Origin of the sequence: Burkholderia sp. Bp8994 (assembly GCF_003853805.1) — a bacterium.
GTDB lineage: Bacteria > Pseudomonadota > Gammaproteobacteria > Burkholderiales > Burkholderiaceae > Burkholderia.
The window spans coordinates 59,081-81,388 of record NZ_QTQH01000016.1 but is presented as its reverse complement, the minus strand read 5'-3'; the positions used below and the strand labels follow the sequence as shown (position 1 = coordinate 81,388).

22 protein-coding genes and 1 pseudogene are annotated in these 22,308 nt (G+C 67.8%); 12 read left to right on the top strand and 11 right to left on the bottom strand.

Features of this window, described 5'->3' with window-relative positions:
- Positions 1-284: 284 nt before the first annotated feature.
- From DIE04_RS18900 to DIE04_RS18875, 6 genes and pseudogenes are all read left to right on the top strand, one after another.
- The gene (locus DIE04_RS18900; RefSeq protein ID WP_124486207.1) at positions 285-1,055 is read left to right on the top strand and encodes a GntR family transcriptional regulator; all 771 of its coding nucleotides are present in this window, start codon (positions 285-287) and stop codon (positions 1,053-1,055) included.
- Complete coding sequence (locus DIE04_RS18895) at positions 1,052-2,791, top strand: fumarate reductase/succinate dehydrogenase flavoprotein subunit (RefSeq protein ID WP_124486206.1); 1,740 nt, start codon at positions 1,052-1,054, stop codon at positions 2,789-2,791. The genes DIE04_RS18900 and DIE04_RS18895 overlap by 4 nt, the downstream gene beginning before the upstream one ends.
- A gap of 17 nt (positions 2,792-2,808) precedes the next feature.
- On the top strand, positions 2,809-3,054 hold the full coding sequence (locus tag DIE04_RS18890) for a ferredoxin family protein (RefSeq protein WP_006755644.1): 246 nt from the start codon (positions 2,809-2,811) through the stop codon (positions 3,052-3,054).
- Between the two features lie 38 nt (positions 3,055-3,092).
- On the top strand, positions 3,093-4,055 hold the full coding sequence (locus DIE04_RS18885) for a HEAT repeat domain-containing protein (protein WP_124520032.1): 963 nt from the start codon (positions 3,093-3,095) through the stop codon (positions 4,053-4,055).
- Entirely contained in the window at positions 4,052-4,393 is a 342-nt protein-coding gene (locus DIE04_RS18880; RefSeq protein ID WP_124520030.1) for a gamma-butyrobetaine hydroxylase-like domain-containing protein, read from the top strand. The genes DIE04_RS18885 and DIE04_RS18880 overlap by 4 nt, the downstream gene beginning before the upstream one ends.
- Positions 4,394-4,706: pseudogene (locus tag DIE04_RS18875) on the top strand (acetyltransferase); the annotation flags it as partial.
- Between the two features lie 154 nt (positions 4,707-4,860).
- On the opposite strand, the gene DIE04_RS18870 reads toward DIE04_RS18875, so the two are convergent.
- Complete coding sequence (locus DIE04_RS18870; RefSeq protein WP_124520028.1) at positions 4,861-5,415, bottom strand: TetR/AcrR family transcriptional regulator; 555 nt, start codon at positions 5,413-5,415, stop codon at positions 4,861-4,863.
- A 108-nt stretch (positions 5,416-5,523) separates the two neighbouring features.
- Here DIE04_RS18870 and DIE04_RS18865 point away from each other — a divergent pair, with 108 nt between their 5' ends.
- Complete coding sequence (locus DIE04_RS18865; RefSeq protein ID WP_124486201.1) at positions 5,524-6,177, top strand: DJ-1/PfpI family protein; 654 nt, start codon at positions 5,524-5,526, stop codon at positions 6,175-6,177.
- A gap of 216 nt (positions 6,178-6,393) precedes the next feature.
- Here DIE04_RS18865 and guaA read toward each other — a convergent pair whose 3' ends face one another.
- From guaA to DIE04_RS18835, 5 genes are all read right to left on the bottom strand, one after another.
- Positions 6,394-8,013, bottom strand: a complete 1,620-nt coding sequence (guaA, locus tag DIE04_RS18860) for a glutamine-hydrolyzing GMP synthase (RefSeq protein ID WP_124520026.1) — start codon at positions 8,011-8,013, stop codon at positions 6,394-6,396.
- Positions 8,014-8,120: 107 nt separating this feature from the next.
- Positions 8,121-8,738 (bottom strand): hypothetical protein, encoded by a 618-nt coding sequence (locus DIE04_RS18855; protein WP_124520024.1) that lies wholly within the window; start codon positions 8,736-8,738, stop codon positions 8,121-8,123.
- Positions 8,739-8,744: 6 nt separating this feature from the next.
- Positions 8,745-10,205 carry an IMP dehydrogenase gene (gene guaB / locus DIE04_RS18850; RefSeq protein WP_059464274.1) on the bottom strand — a complete coding sequence of 487 codons (1,461 nt, stop codon included), beginning with the start codon at positions 10,203-10,205 and terminating at the stop codon, positions 8,745-8,747.
- 279 nt (positions 10,206-10,484) lie between these two features.
- The gene (locus DIE04_RS18840; protein WP_124520020.1) at positions 10,485-11,312 is read right to left on the bottom strand and encodes a DUF2182 domain-containing protein; all 828 of its coding nucleotides are present in this window, start codon (positions 11,310-11,312) and stop codon (positions 10,485-10,487) included.
- Positions 11,313-11,342: 30 nt separating this feature from the next.
- Positions 11,343-12,107 carry a DUF899 domain-containing protein gene (locus tag DIE04_RS18835; RefSeq protein ID WP_124486198.1) on the bottom strand — a complete coding sequence of 255 codons (765 nt, stop codon included), beginning with the start codon at positions 12,105-12,107 and terminating at the stop codon, positions 11,343-11,345.
- Between the two features lie 113 nt (positions 12,108-12,220).
- Between DIE04_RS18835 and DIE04_RS18830 the strand changes: the two genes are divergently transcribed.
- The 3 genes from DIE04_RS18830 to DIE04_RS18820 all read left to right on the top strand — a co-directional run bounded on the left by DIE04_RS18830 (position 12,221) and on the right by DIE04_RS18820 (position 15,320).
- Positions 12,221-13,441, top strand: a complete 1,221-nt coding sequence (locus DIE04_RS18830; protein ID WP_124520213.1) for a helix-turn-helix domain-containing protein — start codon at positions 12,221-12,223, stop codon at positions 13,439-13,441.
- A gap of 30 nt (positions 13,442-13,471) precedes the next feature.
- Positions 13,472-14,155, top strand: coding sequence for a glutaminyl-peptide cyclotransferase (locus tag DIE04_RS18825; RefSeq protein WP_124520016.1), 684 nt, complete (start codon positions 13,472-13,474; stop codon positions 14,153-14,155).
- Positions 14,156-14,336: 181 nt separating this feature from the next.
- Positions 14,337-15,320: a DMT family transporter gene (locus tag DIE04_RS18820; protein WP_124520014.1), complete on the top strand. Its 984-nt coding sequence runs from the start codon at positions 14,337-14,339 to the stop codon at positions 15,318-15,320.
- Between the two features lie 63 nt (positions 15,321-15,383).
- Here the strand turns inward: DIE04_RS18820 and DIE04_RS18815 are convergent, their stop codons facing one another.
- On the bottom strand, positions 15,384-15,707 hold the full coding sequence (locus DIE04_RS18815) for an RnfH family protein (RefSeq protein WP_124520012.1): 324 nt from the start codon (positions 15,705-15,707) through the stop codon (positions 15,384-15,386).
- A gap of 4 nt (positions 15,708-15,711) precedes the next feature.
- Complete coding sequence (locus DIE04_RS18810; RefSeq protein ID WP_044843759.1) at positions 15,712-16,149, bottom strand: type II toxin-antitoxin system RatA family toxin; 438 nt, start codon at positions 16,147-16,149, stop codon at positions 15,712-15,714.
- 98 nt (positions 16,150-16,247) lie between these two features.
- Here DIE04_RS18810 and smpB point away from each other — a divergent pair, with 98 nt between their 5' ends.
- Entirely contained in the window at positions 16,248-16,694 is a 447-nt protein-coding gene (gene smpB, locus DIE04_RS18805) for an SsrA-binding protein SmpB (RefSeq protein WP_050012888.1), read from the top strand.
- A 303-nt stretch (positions 16,695-16,997) separates the two neighbouring features.
- Here smpB and DIE04_RS18800 read toward each other — a convergent pair whose 3' ends face one another.
- From DIE04_RS18800 to ppsA, 3 genes are all read right to left on the bottom strand, one after another.
- Positions 16,998-17,933 (bottom strand): SPFH domain-containing protein, encoded by a 936-nt coding sequence (locus DIE04_RS18800; RefSeq protein WP_044843761.1) that lies wholly within the window; start codon positions 17,931-17,933, stop codon positions 16,998-17,000.
- 33 nt (positions 17,934-17,966) lie between these two features.
- Positions 17,967-18,401 (bottom strand): NfeD family protein, encoded by a 435-nt coding sequence (locus DIE04_RS18795; protein WP_044843762.1) that lies wholly within the window; start codon positions 18,399-18,401, stop codon positions 17,967-17,969.
- Positions 18,402-18,611: 210 nt separating this feature from the next.
- On the bottom strand, positions 18,612-21,011 hold the full coding sequence (gene ppsA, locus DIE04_RS18790) for a phosphoenolpyruvate synthase (protein WP_124486193.1): 2,400 nt from the start codon (positions 21,009-21,011) through the stop codon (positions 18,612-18,614).
- Between the two features lie 374 nt (positions 21,012-21,385).
- Here ppsA and DIE04_RS18785 point away from each other — a divergent pair, with 374 nt between their 5' ends.
- Complete coding sequence (locus DIE04_RS18785) at positions 21,386-22,201, top strand: pyruvate, water dikinase regulatory protein (RefSeq protein WP_044843764.1); 816 nt, start codon at positions 21,386-21,388, stop codon at positions 22,199-22,201.
- Positions 22,202-22,308 lie beyond the last annotated feature (107 nt).

Below are 22,308 nucleotides of genomic sequence, written 5' to 3'. Positions count from 1 at the left end.
ATGACAGGCCCTTCGAACGCATGCTCGATATTGTGTTTTTTAGGGGCCGAATCGGCGCGCATGCGTGCCGATCGCCGCGACTTGCCGCTGTGCTGCGCCGCAGCAGGCTCCGCGCGGATTCGGCGCCGTTTGCGCGGGCCGTGTCGCGCCCTGTTTTTTTATTTTCGCGCGGGTCGCCGCCGCCCCGCTTTTCCGGAATCGGAAAGTCGAAATCAGAAATAGTTGGTTGGGGCGCGCGAGCGCGCTCACTACACTCGAGCCATCTTGTCATAACAAGTTGACCGATGACCCCACCCAACGTCGTGCCGCTGTCGGCGGCGCCGCTCTACGTGCAGATCAAGGACACGCTGCGCACGCGCATCCTCGACGGCACCTATGCACCACACAGCCGGATGCCGTCCGAGCACGAACTCTGCGCGATGTTCGACGTGAGTCGCATCACGGTGCGCCAGGCACTCGGCGACCTGCAGAAGGAAGGCCTGCTGTTCAAGCTGCACGGCAAGGGCACGTTCGTGTCGAAGCCGAAGGCGTTCCAGAACGTGACGTCGCTTCAGGGCTTCGCCGAGGCGATGTCGTCGATGGGCTACGAGATCGTCAACCAGCTGCGCAGCTTTCGCACCGTGAAGGCCGATCGGCACCTCGCGACGAAGCTGAACGTGCCGGAAGGCGCGCCGCTCATCGAGATCCACCGCGTGCGGCTGCTGAACCGCGAGCCGGTGTCGCTCGAGCAGACGTGGGTGCCCGAGGCGCTCGGCAAGCGGCTCGCCGGCGCCGATCTCGCGACCCGCGACATCTTCCTGATCCTCGAGAACGACTGCGGCGTGCCGCTCGGCCACGCCGACGTGTCGATCGACGCGATCCTCGCCGACGATGAAATCGTCGACGCGCTGCGCGTCGAGGAAAGCAGCCCCGTGCTGCGGATCGAGCGCCTGACGCACGACGCGTCGGGCACGCCGATCGACTACGAACACCTGTACTTCCGCGGCGACGCCTTCCAGTACCGGCTGCGCATCGACCGGCAGAAGACCCGCCAACCTGCAAGGAATCCTCAATGAATACCCATGTACTCGAATACGACATCGTCGTGGTCGGCGGCGGCACGGCCGGCCCGATGGCGGCGATCAAGGCGAAGGAGCGCGACCCGTCGCTGCGCGTGCTGCTGCTGGAGAAGGCCAACGTGAAGCGCAGCGGCGCGATCTCGATGGGGATGGACGGGCTGAACAACGCGGTGATCCCGGGCCACGCGACACCCGAGCAGTACACGCGCGAGATCACGATCGCCAACGACGGGATCGTCGATCAGGAAGCCGTGTACGCGTATGCGACGCACAGCTTTGCGACGATCGAGCAGCTCGACCGCTGGGGCGTGAAGTTCGAGAAGGACGGCACCGGTGACTACGCGGTGAAGAAGGTCCACCACATGGGTTCGTACGTGCTGCCGATGCCGGAAGGCCACGACATCAAGAAGGTGCTGTACCGGCAGCTGAAGCGCGCGCGCATCGCGATCACGAACCGGACCGTCGCGACGCGCGTGCTGACCGACGCGCAGGGCCGCGCGAGCGGCGTGCTCGGCTTCGACTGCCGCACGGCCGAGTTCCACGTGATCCGCGCGAAGGCCGTGATCCTGTGCTGCGGCGCGGCCGGCCGGCTCGGCCTGCCGGCGTCCGGCTACCTGATGGGCACCTACGAGAACCCGACCAATGCGGGCGACGGCTACGCGATGGCGTACCACGCGGGCGCGGCGCTCGCGAACCTCGAGTGCTTCCAGATCAATCCGCTGATCAAGGACTACAACGGCCCGGCCTGCGCATACGTGACGGGCCCGCTCGGCGGCTTCACCGCGAACGGCAAGGGCGAGCGCTTCATCGAGTGCGACTACTGGAGCGGCCAGATGATGTGGGAGTTCTACCAGGAACTGCAAAGCGGCAACGGCCCGGTGTTCCTGAAGCTCGACCATCTCGCGGAAGAAACGATCCAGACCATCGAGCAGATCCTGCACACCAACGAGCGGCCGAGCCGCGGCCGCTTTCACGCGGGGCGCGGCACCGACTACCGGCGCCAGATGGTCGAGATGCACATCTCCGAGATCGGCTTCTGCAGCGGCCACAGCGCATCCGGCGTCTACGTGAACGCCCGCGCGGAAACGACCGTGCCGGGGCTCTACGCGGCCGGCGACATGGCGGCGGTCCCGCACAACTACATGCTCGGCGCATTCACCTACGGCTGGTTCGCCGGACAGAACGCGGCCGACTACGTGGCCGGCCGCGCTCACGCGCCGGTGGACGACGAACAGGTCGCCGCCGAACGCGCCCGCGTGCTTGCGCCGCTCACGCGCGAGCGCGGCCTCGCGCCGGCGCAGGTCGAATACAAGCTGCGCCGCATGGTGAACGATTACCTGCAACCGCCGAAGGTGACGCGCAAGATGGAGATCGGGCTGCAACGTTTTGACGGCATTACTGAGGATATCGAAGAAATCAAGGCGAGCCACCCGCATGAACTGATGCGCGCGGCCGAAGTGCGCGCGATCCGCGACTGCGCCGAAATGGCCGCGCGCGCGTCGCTGTTCCGCACCGAGAGCCGCTGGGGGCTGTACCACCATCGCGTCGACTTTCCGCATCGCAACGATGCCGAGTGGTTCTGCCACACGTGGCTGCGCAAGGGTGCCGACGGCACGATGCGCAGCGAGAAACGACCGGTCGAACCCTACGTCGTGCCGCTCGCCGACGACGAACGCAGCGCCTACGCGCACCTGCGCATCCGCGAACCGGCCGCACACGCGGCCGCCCTCTGACTCCGAGGAGCCTTACCGTGCCCCATACCCCGCACGACATCTTCCTGCGCAGCAGCGCGCCCGTGACGATCGACGAGGACCGCTGCATCGCCGACAAGGGCTGCACCGTCTGCGTCGACGTGTGCCCGCTCGACCTGCTCGCAATCGACGTGACCAAGGGCAAGGCCTACATGCAGTTCGACGAATGCTGGTACTGCATGCCGTGCGAACGCGACTGCCCGACCGGCGCGGTCAAGGTCGACATTCCGTACCTGTTGCGCTGACCTGGCGCGCCGCTTCCCCACTACCGGACTCACGACACATGAAACCTGCTTCCGACCATGCCGCGCTCGTCGCGCGCGTTGCCGCACCCGATGCATCGGTGCGCCGGATCGCGCTGCTCGAACTCGCCGATCTCGAGGATCCCGATCTCGTGCCGATCTTCGTAGCCGCGCTGCGCGACGATCCGTCCGCCGACGTGCGCGGCGAAGCCGCGCGTGTGCTCGCCGCCTGGGAGCAGCCCGACGTCGTCGACGCGCTGTGCCGCGCGCTGCTCGATCCGGACGACGACGTGCGCGCGACCGCCGCACACAGCCTGTCCGAACTGAAGGACGTCGCATCCGGCGCCGCGCTGTGCCGCTGGGTCGAGCACGCCGAACCGTTCGTGCGCGGCGCCGTGCTGCGCGCGCTGCGTGAACTGCGCGACCCCGACGCGTTCGCGCCGGCGCTGCGCGCACTCGACGCGCCGGCGTCGGCCGTGCGCGCCGAGGCCGTCGCCGTGCTCGGCTGGCTCAAGGACGCCCGCGCGCTGGCGCCGCTCGCACGCATCGCCACGACCGACACGCATGCGGACGTACGGCGTATCGCGGTCGGCGCGGTCGGATTCGCGGCGTCCGCCGACACGGCCGTCGTCACCGCCTTGCTGGCGGCGCTGCGCGACGCCGAATGGCAGGTCCGCGAGGAAGCGGCCGCGACGCTCGGCAAGCTGCGTGTCGCGGCCGCGCGCGCACCGCTCGTCGCCTCGCTCGACGACGATTACTGGCAAGTGCGCTTGCGTGCGGTGCGCGCACTCGGGCAATTGCGCGACGCCGCCGCGGCGCAGGCCGTCGCCGCGCTGCTGTCGCACGCGATCAGCAACCTGCGCAAGGAGGCCGCGCTCGCGCTCGGCGAACTGCGCGATCCCGCGACGCTGCCCGCGCTGCACGACGCGCTCGACGATCGCGATCCCGAAGTACGCAAGGCCGTGCGGATCGCGATCGCGCAGATCGGGGAAGATGCACGATGACGCCGCCGACCGAGATCCTGCTCGATCATGCGGCCCGCGCATTGACGCTGTGCTGGCCGGACGCCGACACGCAGCACATCGGCTATGCGCACTTGCGCAGCGCTTGCCCATGCGCCGCATGCCGGAAGATCCGACTCGATGGCGGGCAGGTCGACGCGCCACCCGACCTGACGCTGGACGGCGTGGAAGCGGCCGGTTACGGCATCCGCCTGCTGTTCGGCGACGGTCACGCGCGCGGCATCTATCCGTGGCCGTTTCTGGCGGAACTCGGCGCAGACGAGACGGATGCGGGCGTCGCAGCGCCCGACGTGCCCGCATCCGGCCATCCCGCGAACTGACCGTCGGCGAAGCTCGATCTGGCCGTCGACGAGCACGATCGTCCGGTCGGCTTCATGCTGCTCGACGGCAGTCACATGGAAGCACTGTTCGTCGATCCCGCGCACCACGGCGCGGAGTGTCGGGCGGCGGCTGGTCGAAGCGGCCCTCCGACGCCATCCCGACCTGTCGACAGACGTCAACGAGCAGAACGAAGCGGCGGCGGGATTCTACGAACGGCTCGGATTCGAGCGCTGCGGACGATCGGCGCGCGATGGACAAGGGCGCCCTTATCCGCTGATTCACCTTCGTTATCGTAGTGGCGGGCAAGACTGAGCAGGATCGGGACAGCGCGTGACGTCGCCTTGCGCTGCATCGAAAGCCGCGCTTTCCACCGACGCTACAACGGAGCACCCGCCCGCCTTCTGCTCTGCGATACGCGAGCCATCCGTGCAGCACGGGCATCGCGGGCATCGCGGGCATCGCACCGCTACGCGCGTCGGCGTGGCAGCATGCGCTCGGCGACCGCGAACGCACGCTGCATGAAGTGGTTGAACCGCTCGGCATCGCGCCGCAGTCCGGCCTGCTGGCCGCCGATCAGACACAGGTGCGCGATCTGCCCGACGATCTCGGCTTCGCCCGGCATGCGAACCCACCGACGGGACGTCTCGAGCGCGAATGCGAGACGCGTGGCATCGACGCGCTGCTGGAATTCCGCGACCAGCGCGTCCTGCATTGCCCAGGCGCGGATCGCCGCTTCGCGCCCCGGTCGCTTCTCCGCCGCGATGCGCAGGTAGCGCGTCAGCGTGTCGGCCGCGCCGCGGCCGTCCGCCGCGTAGGCGAGCATGCGTGCGGTGTAATCGTCCTCCCACGCGGTCAGCAACGTCCTGACGAAGTCCTCCCGATTCCGGAAGTGGTGATGGAACGAGCCGCGGGTCACGTTCAGCCGTCGTGCGAGACGCTCGGCCGAAATCCCCGCATACCCTTCCCCGTCGAGGGCGTCGAAGCCCGCGGCGATCCAGTCGTTTCGAGTCAGTGTGCGCATCGGTATCGCCATACAGGCTGTGTATGGCGCGGCATGGGCAGATAGGCTGCGAACTCTATCACGGCCGCCACCGCTTCCTGCAACGCGCCACGACTCACGGAGTTCACGTTGAAAGACATCGCTCTCGTCGCATTCGACCAGTTCACCGACATCGACCTGTTCCTGATGTGGGACATCCTCGGCCGCAATACCACGGACTGGCGTGTCCGGATTCTCGGCGCGCAGCCGCTGTTGCGTTCCGCGCATGGTCTGGCCATCCCCGTGCACGGCCCGCTCGAGGAAGCCAATCGCGCCGACGCCGTGCTGTTCTCGAGCGGCAGGCTGGGCATCCCGGCCGCGCTCGCGAGCCCGGATTTCCTGCCGTCGTTCGATCTCGATCCGGCGCGCCAATACATCGGATCGATCTGCGCGGGCGCCTTCGTCCTGGAGCGGCTCGGGCTTTTGCCGGACCGTCGCGCAACGACGCACCCCGACGCGCGACACGGGCTGACGGATCGCGGGCTGCATGTGCCGGACCAGCCGCTCGTGTGCCACGGCAATGTTGCGACGGCGGGCGGCTGCGTGGCGGCGCTCTATCTGACGGGATGGCTCGTGGAATCGATGTTCGATGCGGACAAGCGGCGCGAGACGTTGCTGCCGGTCCTGCCCGCCGGACAACGGGAACTCTACGAGGACATCATCGAATTCAGCATTCGACAAGGACAGGGGCAGACTTCGGGCTCGATCAGGATGATCGATGCCGGCGGTCGTCGGCTGCCCTAGTGCGCGACATGCAGACGCGTCGCTTGTAGTGGCCGGGCTGTCCCGCACCTCGGTGCCCGGACCCGGCATGCAGGCAAGGAAAACACTGCGCGCCGGCGGCCATCGAATCACGGCCGCCAACCGCACCAACGACAACGCCCGGCAGGTTCCCCTGCCGGGCGTTGCGCATCATCCGATGCCGCTATCGGTCATCGAGGCACGCCTCGACGCCGACGCTCACTCCCACTCGATCGTCGCCGGCGGCTTGCCCGAGATGTCGTACACCACGCGGTTGATCCCGCGCACCTCGTTGATGATCCGGTTCGACGCACGGCCGAGCAGCGCGTACGGCAGGTGCGCCCAGTGCGCGGTCATGAAGTCGGTGGTCTGCACCGCGCGCAGCGACGTCACGTAGTCGTACGTGCGGCCATCGCCCATCACGCCGACCGACTTCACCGGCAGGAACACCGCGAACGCCTGGCTCGTCAGGTCGTACCAGGTCTTGCCGACGTCGGCCTCGCCGCACAGGCCCGCTGCCGCGTCCTGCGCGGTGGCGGTCGTGCCGCGCAACTCCTCGATGAAGATCGCATCCGCGCGACGCAGCAGGTCCGCGTATTCGCGCTTCACTTCGCCGAGAATCCGCACGCCGAGGCCCGGGCCCGGGAACGGATGGCGGTACACCATCTCCGGCGGCAGGCCGAGCGCGACGCCGAGTTCGCGCACTTCGTCCTTGAACAGGTCGCGCAGCGGCTCGAGCAGCTTCAGGCCGAGCGTTTCCGGCAGGCCGCCGACGTTGTGGTGGCTCTTGATCGTCGTCGCCTTCTTCGTCTTCGTGCCGCCCGATTCGACCACGTCCGGATAGATCGTGCCCTGCGCGAGCCACTTCGCCTTCGACAGCTTCTTCGCCTCGGCCTGGAACACCTCGACGAACTCGCGGCCGATGATCTTGCGCTTCGCTTCCGGATCGGTCACGCCGGCCAGGTGGCCGAGGAACTGCTCGGATGCGTCGACGTGCACGACCTTCGCATGCAGGCGGCCCTCGAACATGTCGAGCACCATCTTGCCTTCGTTCAGGCGCAGCAGACCGTGGTCGACGAACACGCAGGTCAGCTGGTCGCCGATCGCGCGGTGGATCAGCGCGGCCGCGACGCTCGAATCGACGCCGCCCGACAGGCCGAGAATCACTTCCTCGTCACCGACCTGCTCGCGAATCTTCGCGACGGCTTCCTCGATGTGGTTCTTCATGATCCAGTCGGGCTTCGCGCCGGCGATCTGCAGCACGAAGCGTTCGATGATCTGGCGGCCCTTCACCGTGTGCGTGACTTCCGGGTGGAACTGCACCGCGTAGTAGCCGCGCGCCTCGTCGGCCATGCCGGCGATCGGGCAGCTCGGCGTCGACGCCATCAGCGCGAAGCCCGGCGGCAGCTCGGCAACCTTGTCGCCGTGGCTCATCCAGACCTTCAGCATCCCGTGGCCTTCGTCCGTCTTGAAATCCTCGATGCCGTCGAGCAGGCGCGTATGGCCGTGCGCGCGCATTTCCGCATAGCCGAATTCGCGATGGTCGCTCCACTCGACCTTGCCGCCAAGCTGCACGGCCATCGTCTGCATGCCGTAGCAAATGCCGAGCACCGGCACGCCGAGATCCCACACGGCCTGCGGCGCGCGCAGCTGGTGGTCTTCGTACGTGCTCGCGTGGCTGCCCGACAGGATCACCGCCTTCGGCGCGAACTCGCGGACGAAGTCGTCGGACACGTCGTTCGGGTGGATTTCGCAGTAGACGTGCGCTTCGCGCACGCGGCGCGCGATCAGTTGGGTGACTTGCGAACCGAAGTCGAGAATCAGGATTTTGTCGTGCATGGCTGCGGACGGGATGAAGAGAATAAGAAAAGCAGCGCACGAAGCGCTGCGTCAAAAGCATGGACAGCGGCGTCGGGCGGCAGGCGGCTCGCGCGACGCATCGCCGGTCAATCCTGCAACGGCGGGCGGGCGTCGAATGCGACGCTGCCTGACGCGCGGTCGGATGCGGCCGACGTGGTGGCCGCGGCCGGCGCCGAGGGCGCCGCCGGACGGCTGACGACCGGTTCGACCCGCTGCCGCGGCGCGGAGGCCACCGCTGATTCGGCCGGGCGCTTCGCGTCCCGAGCGTCGGGCGCCTGCGCCCGTTCCACCCTTTCCGCCTTCTCGCGCCGCCGCACGGTCGATGCCAGCCGCACGCCGCCGAGGCCCAGCAAGATCAGCGCGACCCCGGCCATCGCCGACAGCACGCGGCCGGCGGCCGCGAGCGCGGGACCGTTGCCGGTGCCGAACGACCACACGACCGCCAGCACGCCGATCAGCCAGTTCACATGGCCGACCGCACGTGCGACGGGCGCCGTGAGATCACCGTTGAGCGCCGCATGAAACGCGAGCCACGCGAGGCCGAGCAGCGCGATGCCGAACGCCTGGCCGAGCATCGCCGGCTGGATGTTCGCCAGCTGCAGCGCGTTGAACAGCGCCTGCCAGGGCGTCAGCACGAACAGCACGCCGAACGCCAGCAGCAGCACGGCATCGACGATCAGCACGGCTCGCAGCAGCGGTTTCATCGGCGATCAGTCCACGTGGTAGTTCGGTGCTTCCTTCGTGATCTGCACGTCGTGCACGTGCGACTCGCGCATGCCCGCCGCGGTGATCTGGACGAATTCGGCCTTGTCGTGCAGTTCGTCGATCGTGCGGCAACCGCAGTAGCCCATGCTCGCGCGCACGCCGCCGACCAGCTGGAACAGGATCGCGTTGACCGAACCCTTGTACGCGACGCGGCCCTCGATGCCTTCCGGCACGAGCTTGTCGATGTTCGCCGAGTTGTCCTGGAAGTAGCGGTCCGCCGCGCCGTCCTTCATCGCGCCGACCGAACCCATGCCGCGGTACGACTTGTACTGGCGGCCCTGGTACAGGAACACGTCACCCGGCGCCTCTTCGGTACCCGCGAACATGCTGCCCATCATCACCGCGTTCGCGCCGGCCGCGAGGGCCTTCGACACGTCGCCCGAGAAACGCACGCCGCCGTCGGCGATGCACGGCACGCCGGTGCCCTTCAGCGCTTCCGCGACGTTCGCGATCGCGCTGATCTGCGGCACGCCGACGCCCGCGACGATCCGCGTCGTGCAGATCGAGCCCGGGCCGATACCGACCTTGACCGCGTCCGCGCCGTATTCGACGAGCGCCTTCGCGGCGGCAGCCGTCGCGATGTTGCCGCCGATCACCTCGACGTGCGGGAAGTTCTGCTTGACCCAGCGCACGCGCTCGAGCACGCCCTTGCTGTGGCCGTGCGCGGTATCGACGACGATCACGTCGACGCCCGCCTGCACCAGCAGCTCGACGCGCTCTTCGTTGTCCGGGCCGACGCCGACCGCCGCGCCTGCGCGCAGCTTGCCGTGTTCGTCCTTGCACGCATCCGGGTGTTCGGTCTGCTTCGTGATGTCCTTCACGGTCATCAGGCCGCGCAGTTCGAACGCGTCGTTGACGACCAGCACGCGCTCGAGGCGGTGGCTGTGCATCAGCGCCTTCGCTTCGGCGAGCGGCGTGCCTTCCTTGACGGTGACGAGACGCTCGCGCGGCGTCATGATCGACTTGACCGGTTCGTCGAGGCGCGATTCGAAACGCAGGTCGCGGTTCGTGACGATGCCGACGAGCTGCGGGCCTTCGACGACCGGGAAGCCCGAGATGCCATGCTGACGCGACAGCGCGATCACGTCGCGCACCTTCATCTGCGGCGGAACCGTGATCGGGTCGCGCACGACGCCCGATTCGAAACGCTTGACCTTCGCGACTTCGCGAGCCTGCTCGGCCGGCGTGAGGTTCTTGTGGACGATGCCCACACCACCCTGCTGCGCCATCGCGATCGCGAGGCGACCTTCGGTGACCGTGTCCATCGCGGCGGACACGAGCGGCATGTTCAGGGAGATGTTGCGGGTCAGCTTGGTCTTCAGGCTGGTGTCGCGCGGGAGAACGTCGGAAAAGGCGGGAACGAGGAGCACATCATCGAAAGTGAGTGCTTTTTGGATCAGACGCATGGCAAATCCTATGGGCGCAAAAGCGAATTATACGCGAAGCGCTGCGAATTTTCACAACACGAACAACGGGTTAGCCGCCTTCAGGCGCCCGGGGGCCGAATCGTTCGGATCGCCGTTCGGTTCGTTTTCGATCGCCTTTCGTTTCACCCCCGCATCGGCCCATTCGCGCAGCCGGCCGGAATCGGGCCGATCGCCCGCCGTTGCCGCACGACGCCGGACCTGCCGACGGCGCCTGCGCCGGCCCCGTTCGACGCGCACCGGCAGCCCCCCGGGGCGCCGCTAGGCCAGTCCGGCCGCGGCCCACGCGATCATCGCCGCGCCGGCGCCGATCGCCACGCCGCCGACAAGCCGCGCGACGCGAACGCCAGCCGGCGCCAGCCGCTCGGCGGCGACCGCCACGGTCACGACGGCCATCACGCGCAGGTCCATCATGCCGGCCGCCAGTGCGACGGCCGTCAAGTTCCCGCAGCAGGCGCCGCACCGTAGCGCGGTACGCACGCCGTACCGCCACGCGACCGCGGCCCGGGCTGCCGCCCGCGGCGCGCATGCGTCGTCCGGCGCATGCCGGCAGCAAGCGAGCCGGCGCGCCTTCCAGCCGGAAAACTGCAGCACGCCCGCGCCGAGCACGATCGCGCCAGCCGCGAACGGCACCGTGGCGGCGAGCGCGGGCAGCCGCGCGGCGGCCGCCGCCCATGCAGTGCCGACCGGAAACACCAGCGCGCCGAGCGCCATCCACACGGAGAAATACGCGGTGCCCGCGACCGCGACGAACCATGCCGCACGCGCGTCGTCCGCCGCGCCGAGACGTTGCCGACATCGCCAGAGCACCGGCGCCAGCACCGGCAGCATCATCGTCACCGTCATCGCGCCCCACATCCCGGCGAATGCGGCGAACGCGCGCCCAGCCTGCCATCCGCACGGCCTGAGCCACCCGGCCGACAGCGTCCAGCCGCCGGCCATCGGCATGCCGCCCATCGCGTCCATCGATGCGTGCTGCGCGAGCGTCGCCCAGATCGCGGCGGCCCATACCGCGACGAGCGCGGCGCCGAACACCCGCCGGCCGCCGCCCGCGTCAGCAGCAACAGCCCGTTTCGTCGCCGTGCTCATCGCCCGCTCCCGCGGCTCGCCGGGCCGTGCTCAACCGCGTGCATACTCGTCATGACGGCGCCACCACACGCCCGTCTCGTTGCGCCCGAGCGGCGCGCGATCGAGCCACTGGTACATCCCCCACAGCCCGTCGAGCCCGCGCGCGTACGTCGAATACGTGTGATAGACGATGCCGTCCTCGCGCACGAACGCGCTCATCCCCGGCCGGTCGCGCGCGTACGTCGCGGCGTCGGTGCCGCACGTCGCCGCGAACTGGGCGAGCGCGGCGGGCGGCGGGTCCATGTCCATCGCGTGGCCGGCCCGCGCATAGTTGTATTCGACGTCGCCGGCGCGCTGCTGCGCTTCGGTGAACGACACGTTGAAGTCGAAGTTGAACTCGCCGCCGTCCGATGACGCCCACGGAAAGTGCCAGCCCATCCGCTGCCGGTATGCCAGCAGCTTCGCAAGCGGCGCGCGCGACACCGCCGCGAGCGTCACGTCGTGGTTCGCGAGGTGGACCGCGAAACCGTCGAAGCCGTCGGCGAGCGCCGAGCACGACGGGCAGCCGGCCTTGTAGTCGGGGCCGAACATGAAGTGATAGACGAGCAGTTGCGAGCGGCCGCCGAACAGATCGTCGAGCGTCGCCGGGCCGCGTTCGGTGTCGAACCGGTAGGCCTTGTCGACGCGCACCCACGGCAGCGCCTGGCGCCGCCGCGCGAGTTCGTCGCCCTGCCGGGTCAGCGCCTTTTCCGCATCGAGCAGCGCGCGGCGCGCAGCCAGCCATTCGGCGCGCGTTCCGGTGAGATGGTTCGTCATTACGGGTTCCTCCTTTCGATGGATATCCGGGCACGGCGCATCTGCCGTGTGCGTGGTGCTAGATTAGGACCGGGCGTCGAACCGGAGGGAGTGACAACTGTGTCGGGATTCGGATGGATTCGCTGATCACGGCCGCCGCGCGGGCGCTCGCGGCGGGCGACCCGCTCGGCGCGCTGAACCGCGTCGCGTTGCGCGACGACGCACCGGCGCTCGCGTTGCGCGGCATCGCGATGGCCCAGCTCGGCGATTTCGAGCGCGCACGCGCGCTCGTGCGCAGCGCGGCTCGCGCGTTCGGCGCGAAGGAAGCCGTCGCGCGGGCGCGCTGCGTCGTCGCGGAGGCCGAGATCGCGCTGGCGTCACGCGACCTCGGCTGGCCGTCGCGCGCCCTCGACGCCGCCTGCGCGACGCTCGACGCACACGGCGACCGCACGAACGCCGCGCATGCGCGCTATCTCGGCGTGCGCCGGCTGCTGCTGATCGGGCACGTCGGGGATGCCGAACAGCGGCTCGCGAGCCTCGATCCCGCACCGCTGCCCGCCGCATCGCGCGCAGCTCATGAACTGATCGCGGCCGGCATCGCGATGCGCCGCATCCGCCCGCACGCGGCGCGCCTGGCGCTCGCCCGTGCGCGCGCGGCCGCACGGGACGCCGGCATCGCCGCGCTGACGGCCGAAGTCGACACGGCCGCCCGCATGCTCGATACGCCGGCCGCGCGACTCATCGCGCGCGGTGCGTCGCGGCTCGTGCTGCTCGACGAGGTCGAGGCGCTGCTGGCATCGAACGCGCTGGTCGTCGATGCATGCCGCCACGCGGTGCGCGACGCGCGCACGACCGTGTCGCTCGCACGCCGCCCGGTGCTGTTCGTGCTCGCCCGCGCACTGGGCGAGGCGTGGCCCGGCGACGTGTCGAGAAACACGCTCGTCGCCGCGGCGTTTCGCGCGAGACATGCGGACGAATCGCATCGCGCCCGCCTGCGCGTCGAGATCGGCCGCTTGCGCGCGGTGCTGCGGCCGCTCGCGAACATCACTGCGACGCCGAGCGGCTTCGCGCTCGAACCGCTCGGCCCGCACGAGGCCGTCGTGCTCGCGCGTCCGGTCGACGACCGCCACGCGGCCGTGCTCGCGCTGCTCGCGGACGGCGAGGCGTGGTCGAGCTCCGCGCTGGCGCTCGCACTCGGCGTGAACCCGCGCACCGTGCAGCGCGCGCTCGATGCGCTCGCCGAAGCGGACAAGGTGCAGGCGGTCGGCCGCGGTCGCGCGCGCCGCTGGATGACGCCGCCGCTGCCCGGATTCGCGACGACCTTGTTACTCCCCGCGCCGCTGCCGGGCGACTAGGATGGGGATACCAACGACGAGGTGACAAACATGAAACGCTCCACCGCAGACATCCTCCGCGAATACGGCCCGTTTCCGGGCGTCGACGGCGTACACGGCGTCACGTTCGACGGGCGGCACGTGTGGTTCGCGTCCGGCGACAAGCTGAACGCGCTCGACCCGGAACGCGGCACGACCGTGCGCGCACTCGACGTCGCCGCGCACGCAGGCACCGCGTTCGACGGGCGCCACCTGTTCCAGATCGTCGAGGACCGTATCGAGAAGATCGATCCCGACTCCGGCCGCGTGCTCGCGACGATCCCCGCGCCCGGCGGCGGCGCCGATTCGGGGCTGGCCTGGGCGGAAGGCACGCTGTGGGTCGGCCAGTACCGCGAACGCAAGATTCATCAGGTGGATCCGCAATCGGGCGCCGTGCTGCGCACGATCGAATCGAACCGCTTCGTCACCGGCGTGACGTGGGTGGACGGCGAGCTGTGGCACGGCACCTGGGAAGCGGACGAGAGCGAGTTGCGGCGGATCGACCCGCGCACCGGGCAAGTGCTCGAACAGGTCGACATGCCGCCCGGCGTCGGCGTGTCGGGGCTGGAGTCCGACGGCCACGACCTCTTCTACTGCGGCGGCGGCAACAGCGGCAAGCTGCGCGCCGTGCGCCGCCCCGCAGGGGCAGCCGCGGCGGGCAACAGTGCGGCGGCGGCCGAGCCGGTCGAGCGCTGATCGGTTGATCGTCGAAGGGCAACGCGACCCGCCGCAGCCACCGGTTAAACAGGACCGGGGCGCGGCGGCGCTTGCAGCCGGTCCCTGCCACACCCCGCTCCCGAGTGCAGGAATGAACAAGACGCGGTCGCGTAGCCGTCGTTAAGATGCGCGCTCGTCAGTCTTTCGTTCGGAGCAGTCGATGCAGCGCGGTGTGGTGTATGGCGTCCTCGCGGGCGCGTTGTGGGGCATGGTCTTTCTCGTGCCGCGGCTGATGACCGACTTCTCGCCGCTGCTGCTGAGCGCGGGCCGCTATGCGATGTACGGCCTCGTGTCGCTGGCGGCGGCCCTGCCGGCCGCCCGCTCGCTGCTCGCCCGGCTGACCCGCGAGGACCTCGTCGCGCTCGCGAAGCTCGCGCTGATCGGCAACGTTGCGTACTACATGCTGCTGTCCGGTGCCGTGCACCTGATCGGCATCGCACCCAGCTCGCTGATCGTCGGCGTGCTGCCCGTGACCGTCACGCTCGCGGGCCTCGGCGACCACGGCGCGATGCCGCTGCGGCGCCTCGCCGCCCCGCTCGCGCTGGTGATCGCCGGCATCGTCTGCATCAACATCGACCTCTTCACGTCGGAAGCCGCGCAGGCGACGACGCTCGGCCAGAAGCTCGCGGGCATCGCGTGCGCAAGCGGCGCACTCGCGAGCTGGACCTGGTACGCGGTCGCGAACACGCGCTACCTGCAGCGCCACCCTCATTTCGGCGGCAACGAGTGGTCGGTGCTGTGGGGTGTCGTGACGGGGCTGATCGGCGGCCTCTGCTGGCTCGCGATCCTCGCGCTGCCGGCCGGCACGGTGCAGGCCGCCGTTCCGGCATCGCGCTGGCACCTGTTCTGGCTGCTGAACCTCGTGCTTGCGATCGGCGCGTCGTGGCTCGGCAACGGACTGTGGAACGCGGCGTCGAAGCGGCTGCCGCTCACGCTGTCCGGCCAGCTGATCGTGTTCGAAACCGTGTTAGCGATGCTCTATGCGTTCGTCTACGATCAGCGGATGCCGCGCGTACTCGAGATCGTGGCGCTCGCCCTGCTGCTGGCGGGCGTCTACGGGTCGGTGCGCCGGCACAACGACACGCATGCGGGCGGCAACACGCCCGGCAGCGCGGCCGTGAACGCGAACGTCACGGCGCACTGAGCGCCGCCGCGCCTGGTCTGACGAATCGGAACGGAGAAGATGCAGCAACGCCGACGCGACGCGTCAGCGCGCGTCCTTGTGCATCCACTTGCGGCCCTCGACGGAGCCCTCGCGGCGGGTCTTGTCGACGCGCCGCTGACGCGCGAGCTTCGGATCGACGATCAACGGGCGGTAGATCTCGACGCGGTCGTGGTCGGCGAGCGGCGCGTCGAGCGGCGCGAGCTTGCCGAATATGCCGGTTTTCGTGTGCGCGAGGTCGATTTCCGGGTGCAGCGCGAGCACGCCGCTCGCGTCGATCGCCGCGCGCACGGTCGCGCCTTCGGGCAGCGACACCGGAATCAGCGTCTGGCGATCCGGCAGCGCGTAGCAGACTTCGATCGACAGCATCGCGTCACCCCTTCCCGTAGCGCTGGTCGGCGCGCTTGACGAACGAATCGACGAACGTGTTCGCGATATGGCTGAACACCGGCCCGATGATCTTCTCGAGCAGGATGCTCGAGAACTCGTAGTGCAGCGCGAATTCGATCTTGCATGCATCGGCGCGCAGCGGGATGAAGCGCCACGAGCCCGTGAACTTCCGGAACGGGCCGTCCGCGAACTCCATGTCGATCCGCGTCGGGCGCTGCTGCGTGTTGCGCGTCGCGAAATGCTGCTTGATGCCCTTGAAGTTGATGTCGATGCGCGCTTCCATACCGCTGTCGTCCTGACGGCGAATCTCGACGCCACCGCACCAGGGCAGGAAATTGGGGTAATCGGCCACGTCGGTGACGAGGTCGAACATCTGTTCCGCCGAATGACGGATCAATACGGTTTTCTGGACATCTGCCATAAATCGCGCGGCATCGCTCGAGGTGAGAACGCAAGCCGGGCGATTCCCGCCCTGCTTTGCTAAAATCGTGATTTTAAACGAGTTGGCCCGATCCTTTCATGAGCATCATCGACAACAGGAAAGCGCACTTCGATTATCACATCGAGGAACGCTACGAGGCGGGGCTCGTGCTCGAGGGCTGGGAAGTCAAGGCGCTGCGCGCCGGGCGCGGCCAGATCAAGGAAGGCTACGTCGTGGTGAAGAACGCCGAGATCTTCCTGATCGGTACCCACATCAGCCCGCTGCCCGAAGCCTCGACGCACATCAAGCCCGATCCGGTCCGCACGCGCAAGCTGCTGCTGCACCGTGACGAAATCAAGAAACTGATCGGCAAGGTCGAGCAGCGTGGCTACACGCTCGTGCCGCTGAACTTCCACTACAAGGGCGGTCGCGTGAAATGCGACATCGCGCTCGCGAAGGGCAAGAAGCTGCACGACAAGCGCGAAACCGAGAAGAAGCGCGACTGGGAACGCGAAAAGGCGCGCATCATGCGCGCCGGCACCTGACGCTCGGGAAAGCCAGCCTCACAAACGACACGGCCCGCTCGAAGCGGGCCGTGTTGCTGTGTGCGGTGCGAAGCGCATGAGCGGCTGCCGGACCGCCGCTCGCCTTCCGGGACGAACCGCTGCGCAACCTGTACTGCTGACATGCGGGCGCGATCGCGCCCGAGGTCGCGCGACGATTCGCCGCATGCCGGGCACATGACCGGCACATGACCGGCACATACCGGGCACACGACGGGCGCACGAGCGGCGCACACCCGGCGACGCTCGCGGCGATCGCCGGCACGCGTAACCCGCGCGTGCCGCTCAGCCCCGCCCGCTCGCCGCCGGTGCCGCGTTCTTGACGATCGTCAGCGCCGACGCGATCGCGGTGCCGAGATCCGACAAGTTCGCCGGCACGATCAGCGTATTGCCCTGTTTCGCGAGGTTCGAGAACGCGCCGACGTACTGCTCGGCGACCTTCAGGTTCACGGCATCCATCCCGCCCTGCGACTGGATCGCGTTCGCGATCTTCTGGATCGCCTGCGCGTTCGCCTCGGCCACCGCGAGAATCGCGGCCGCCTCGCCCTGCGCCTGGTTGATCGCGGCCTGCCGCTCGCCTTCCGACTTCTGGATCGCCGCTTCGCGCGCGCCCGACGCGAGGTTGATCTGCTCCTGCTTGCGGCCTTCGGAAGCAGCGATCAGCGCGCGCTTTTCCCGCTCCGCGGTGATCTGCGCCTGCATCGCATGGAGGATCTCCTTCGGCGGCGTCAGGTCCTTGATCTCGTAGCGCAGCACCTTCACCCCCCAGTTCGCGGCGGCCTGGTCGAGCGCCGACACGATGTTGTGGTTGATGAAGTCGCGCTCCTCGAAGGTCTTGTCGAGTTCGAGCTTGCCGACCACCGAGCGCAGCGTCGTCTGCGCGAGCTGCGTGATCGCGAGCACGAAGTTGCTCGACCCGTACGACGCCTTCATCGGATCGGTCACCTGGAAGTACAGCACGCCGTCGACCTGCAGCTGCGTGTTGTCGCGCGTGATGCAGACCTGGCTCGGCACGTCGAGCGGAATTTCCTTCAGCACGTGCCGGTAGGCGATCCGGTCGACGAACGGCAGCACGATATTGAGACCGGGCGACAGCGTCGCGTGATAGCGCCCGAAGCGTTCGAGCACCCACGCATGCTGCTGCGGCACGATCTTCACCGTCTTCGACACGATCACGATGGCGATGACGAGCAGGACGACCCAGATGATCAGCGAATCCATGAAATATTCCCTCCTTGTTGTATCAGTGGACGATCAGCCCGCGGGTTTCGCGATGACGACGAGACTGTTGCCGCGCACGGCACGCACCTGATACACGCGTGCATCGTCGCGCTCGCCGGCCGCGAGTTCGACGTCCCAGTCGGCGCCGCGATACTGCACACGCGCGCGGCGGTCGTGCCACGCGTCGACCGTGACGGTCGCGCCGATATCGAGATTGACGTCCGGATTCGTCGACGTGTCGCGCTTCTGCTTGCGCCCGAGCCCCGAGCGGCGCAGCACGATCATCGCGACGATCGCGACCACGGCGGCCGCACCGAACTGCACGTGCGGCGCGAAACCGGCGAGCTGCAGCAGCGCGCCCGCGAGAAAGCCGAGCGCGATCATCAGCAGATAGAACGTGCCGGTCAGCAATTCGGCGACGACCAGCACGCCGACTCCGACCCACCAGAACAGATGCCCCGACATCATTGTGGTCTCCCGAAAAACGTCCCCGCTGCTCACTATATTCGCTGCGCGCCCGTCCGTGGGCCGCGGTCGACACGCATGACGCAACGCGGTGCGTACCGACGAAAAAAAACACCCCGGTGCTTACCGGGGTGTTTATAACACGAACCTTGCATTTTGCCTTCAGCGCAAGCGCGGCGTACCGCGCTTGCGCCGAATAAGCGTTACCGACCGTTACTTCCGGTTGGCGAGCGCTTGCCACGTATCGATGATCGTGTCCGGGTTCAGCGAGATCGACACGATGCCTTCGTCGGTCAGCCATTGCGCGAAGTCCGGGTGATCGGACGGGCCCTGGCCGCAGATACCGACGTACTTGCCCATCTTGCGGCAGGTATCGATCGCACGCTTGAGCAGGAACTTGACGGCCGGGTCGCGTTCGTCGAAGTCGACGGCCAGCAGTTCCATGCCCGAGTCACGGTCGAGGCCGAGCGTGAGCTGCGTAAGGTCGTTCGAACCGATCGAGAAACCGTCGAAGTGCTCGAGGAACTCTTCTGCGAGGATCGCGTTGGTCGGGACTTCGCACATCATCACGAGGCGCAGGCCGTTCTCGCCGCGCTTCAGGCCGAACTTCTCGAGCAGGCCGACGACACGCTCCGCCTGCTTCACGGTACGCACGAACGGCACCATGATCTCGACGTTGGTCAGGCCCATCTCGTCGCGCACGCGCTTCAGTGCACGGCATTCCATCTCGAACGCCTGCGCGAAGTCTTCGGCGATGTAGCGCGATGCGCCGCGGAAGCCCAGCATCGGGTTTTCCTCGTCCGGCTCGTAGCGCGAACCGCCGATCAGCTTCTTGTACTCGTTCGACTTGAAGTCGGACAGACGCACGATCACGGGCTTCGGATAGAACGCCGCGGCGATCGTCGCGACGCCTTCCGTCAGCTTGTCGACGTAGAACTGGCGCGGCGACGCGTGACCGCGCGCGACGCTCTCGACCGCCTTCTTCAGGTCCTGGTCGATGTTCGGGTACTCGAGGATCGCCTTCGGGTGCACGCCGATGTTGTTGTTGATGATGAACTCGAGACGCGCGAGGCCAACACCACCGTTCGGCAGTTGCGAGAAGTCGAACGCGAGCTGCGGGTTGCCGACGTTCATCATGATCTTGACCGGGATTTCCGGCAGTTCGCCGCGCTGCACTTCCGTGACTTCCGTCTCGAGCAGCCCGTCGTAGATCTTGCCTTCGTCGCCTTCCGCGCACGACACCGTGACGAGCGCGCCGTCCTTCAGCACGTCGGTCGCGTCGCCGCAGCCGACGACTGCCGGCACGCCGAGCTCACGCGCGATGATCGCCGCGTGGCAGGTGCGGCCGCCACGGTTCGTGACGATCGCCGCCGCACGCTTCATCACCGGCTCCCAGTTCGGGTCGGTCATGTCCGCCACCAGCACGTCGCCCGGCTGCACGCGTTCCATTTCCGACGGGTCCTGGATCACGCGCACGGGGCCCGCGCCGATCTTCTGGCCGATCGCGCGGCCCGTTGCCAGCACCTGCGACTGGCCCTTCAGCTTGAAGCGCTGCTCGGCCTTGCCGCTCGCCTGGCTCTTCACCGTTTCCGGACGCGCCTGCAGGATGAAGATCTTGCCGTCGCGGCCGTCCTTGCCCCACTCGATGTCCATCGGACGCTGGTAGTGCTTCTCGATGATGACCGCGTACTTCGCGAGTTCGATCACGTCTTCGTCGGTGATCGAGTAGCGGTTGCGCTGCTCGTGCGGCACGTCGACCGTCTTCACGCGGCCCGGCTCGCCCGGCTGCGTGAATTCCATCTTGATCAGCTTCGAGCCGATCGAGCGGCGGATGATCGGGTACTTGTCCTGTGCGAGCGTCGTCTTGAACACGTAGAACTCGTCCGGGTTCACGGCGCCCTGCACGACGGTTTCGCCCAGGCCGTAGCTCGACGTGATGAACACGGCGTCCTTGAAGCCCGATTCGGTGTCGATCGTGAACATCACGCCGGCCGCGCCGACGTCCGAGCGGACCATGCGCTGCACACCGGCCGACAGCGCGACTTCAGCGTGCGTGAAACCCTTGTGCACGCGATACGAGATCGCGCGGTCGTTGTACAGCGACGCGAACACGTGCTTCATGCGGTCGAGCACGTCGTCGATGCCGACGACGTTCAGGTACGACTCCTGCTGGCCGGCGAACGACGCGTCGGGCAGGTCTTCCGCGGTCGCGGACGAACGCACGGCGAACGACAGCTCGCCCGGCGAGCCGTTCTTCAGGATTTCGAACTGTGCGCGGATTTCCTCCTCGAGACGTGCCTGCAGCGGCGCGTCGACGATCCACTTGCGGATTTCGGCACCGGCTTCGGCGAGCGCCTTCACGTCGTCGATGTCGAGCGACTCGAGACGCTTGGCGATGCGATCGGTCAGATCGTTGTGCTTGAGGAAATCGCGGAATGCGAGCGCGGTCGTGGCGAAACCGGTGGGTACGCGAACGCCTGCTTCGGAAAGCTGGCTGATCATCTCGCCGAGCGACGCATTCTTGCCGCCCACGATCTCCACATCGGTCATCCGCAACTGCTCGAACGGGATTACATACGCCTGGTCCTTTGCGACGTTTGCTGCGTTAGTCATACAAGCCCCTAAGTGTGAAAAAAATGCTCGATTGCGCAAGTGGGCTCGGACGCGGGCGCTTGCAAAAAGGCGCGGCGCGTCTTGCGCAACCTGTTGGAGAAACAATCGCAGGCGGGAAATCTTCCGACCCGATTTGCAAAAATCCCGGCAGAAGGGCGATATATTCAGACGAATCGCCGAACTTGCCGGGAGTTCTGGAACGTTCGCGGCAAGTCTGGCGTGCCGTTCGCACCCCGCCCCCGCAATTGCTTATCCAACAGGTTGCCGCTATTCTACCGTGCCGGCTGCCGGATGTGGCGCGACCTTGTCACTGTGCCTGGAGGCGGACCTCCAGCCGCCCGCGCAACCGCCCTTCACGCTCGACGCCCAGATTCATGCTGCCTACCGTTTTCATCGTCTCCGACGGCACCGGGATCACTGCCGAAACCTTCGCGCACTCGATCCTCTCCCAGTTCGACCAGAAATTCCGGCTCGTGCGCGTGCCGTTCGTCGACTCGCTCGACAAGGCCTTTTCGACCGTCGAGAAGATCAACGAAGCCGCGGTGCACGACGGCCGCCGCGCGATCGTGTTCACGACGCTCGTCGACAGCGAGTCGAACGACATCGTCAAGCGCTCGAACGCGCTCGTGCTGGACATGTTCCAGCGCTTCGTCGAGCCGCTCGAGCAGGAACTGGAGCTGAAGTCGAGCCACGCGATGGGCCGCGGCCACCAGAACGCCGACACCGAGGAATACAAGACGCGGATCGAGGCGATCAACTTCTCGCTCGCGCACGACGACGGCCAGTCGAACCGCAACCTGTCGGAAGCCGACGTGATCCTGGTCGGCGTGTCGCGCAGCGGCAAGACGCCGACGAGCCTGTATCTCGCGATGCAGTACGGCGTGAAGGCCGCCAACTATCCGCTGATTCCGGAAGACTTCGAGCGCGGCAAGCTGCCGTCGGCGCTGTCGCCGCATCGCGACAAGCTGTTCGGGCTGTCGATCGATCCGCAGCGCCTGTCGGAGATCCGCAACGAGCGCCGCCCCGGCAGCAAGTACGCGGCGCCCGAGAATTGCCGCTACGAGATCAACGAGGCCGAGGCGATGATGCGCCGCGAAGGGATCAAGTGGCTGTCGTCGACGCACAAGTCGATCGAGGAGATCGCGACGACGATCCTGCAGGAAATCCGCCTCGACCGGCAGTCGTACTGACGACCGGCGCACGGGCGGCCGCCGGGCCGCCGTCGCCAGAAGCAACAAGGCCGCGTCGATCGCGGCCTTGTTTCGTGGTGCGGGATACCGCCCGGCCAACGCCGCGC

What these genes read in the sequence shown, in the direction of transcription:
- smpB (WP_050012888.1), top strand. Translation starts at nt 16,248, where the DNA reads ATGAGCATCATCGACAACAGGAAAGCGCACTTCGATTATCACATCGAG.
- DIE04_RS18855 (WP_124520024.1), bottom strand. Translation starts at nt 8,738, where the DNA reads ATGAAACCGCTGCTGCGAGCCGTGCTGATCGTCGATGCCGTGCTGCTG.
- guaA (WP_124520026.1), bottom strand. Translation starts at nt 8,013, where the DNA reads ATGCACGACAAAATCCTGATTCTCGACTTCGGTTCGCAAGTCACCCAA.
- guaB (WP_059464274.1), bottom strand. Translation starts at nt 10,205, where the DNA reads ATGCGTCTGATCCAAAAAGCACTCACTTTCGATGATGTGCTCCTCGTT.
- DIE04_RS18885 (WP_124520032.1), top strand. Translation starts at nt 3,093, where the DNA reads ATGAAACCTGCTTCCGACCATGCCGCGCTCGTCGCGCGCGTTGCCGCA.
- DIE04_RS18900 (WP_124486207.1), top strand. Translation starts at nt 285, where the DNA reads ATGACCCCACCCAACGTCGTGCCGCTGTCGGCGGCGCCGCTCTACGTG.
- DIE04_RS18820 (WP_124520014.1), top strand. Translation starts at nt 14,337, where the DNA reads ATGCAGCGCGGTGTGGTGTATGGCGTCCTCGCGGGCGCGTTGTGGGGC.
- DIE04_RS18835 (WP_124486198.1), bottom strand. Translation starts at nt 12,107, where the DNA reads ATGACGAACCATCTCACCGGAACGCGCGCCGAATGGCTGGCTGCGCGC.
- ppsA (WP_124486193.1), bottom strand. Translation starts at nt 21,011, where the DNA reads ATGACTAACGCAGCAAACGTCGCAAAGGACCAGGCGTATGTAATCCCG.
- DIE04_RS18785 (WP_044843764.1), top strand. Translation starts at nt 21,386, where the DNA reads ATGCTGCCTACCGTTTTCATCGTCTCCGACGGCACCGGGATCACTGCC.
- DIE04_RS18830 (WP_124520213.1), top strand. Translation starts at nt 12,221, where the DNA reads ATGGATTCGCTGATCACGGCCGCCGCGCGGGCGCTCGCGGCGGGCGAC.
- DIE04_RS18880 (WP_124520030.1), top strand. Translation starts at nt 4,052, where the DNA reads ATGACGCCGCCGACCGAGATCCTGCTCGATCATGCGGCCCGCGCATTG.
- DIE04_RS18895 (WP_124486206.1), top strand. Translation starts at nt 1,052, where the DNA reads ATGAATACCCATGTACTCGAATACGACATCGTCGTGGTCGGCGGCGGC.
- DIE04_RS18800 (WP_044843761.1), bottom strand. Translation starts at nt 17,933, where the DNA reads ATGGATTCGCTGATCATCTGGGTCGTCCTGCTCGTCATCGCCATCGTG.
- DIE04_RS18815 (WP_124520012.1), bottom strand. Translation starts at nt 15,707, where the DNA reads ATGCTGTCGATCGAAGTCTGCTACGCGCTGCCGGATCGCCAGACGCTG.
- DIE04_RS18795 (WP_044843762.1), bottom strand. Translation starts at nt 18,401, where the DNA reads ATGATGTCGGGGCATCTGTTCTGGTGGGTCGGAGTCGGCGTGCTGGTC.
- DIE04_RS18840 (WP_124520020.1), bottom strand. Translation starts at nt 11,312, where the DNA reads ATGAGCACGGCGACGAAACGGGCTGTTGCTGCTGACGCGGGCGGCGGC.
- DIE04_RS18810 (WP_044843759.1), bottom strand. Translation starts at nt 16,149, where the DNA reads ATGGCAGATGTCCAGAAAACCGTATTGATCCGTCATTCGGCGGAACAG.
- DIE04_RS18870 (WP_124520028.1), bottom strand. Translation starts at nt 5,415, where the DNA reads ATGCGCACACTGACTCGAAACGACTGGATCGCCGCGGGCTTCGACGCC.
- DIE04_RS18825 (WP_124520016.1), top strand. Translation starts at nt 13,472, where the DNA reads ATGAAACGCTCCACCGCAGACATCCTCCGCGAATACGGCCCGTTTCCG.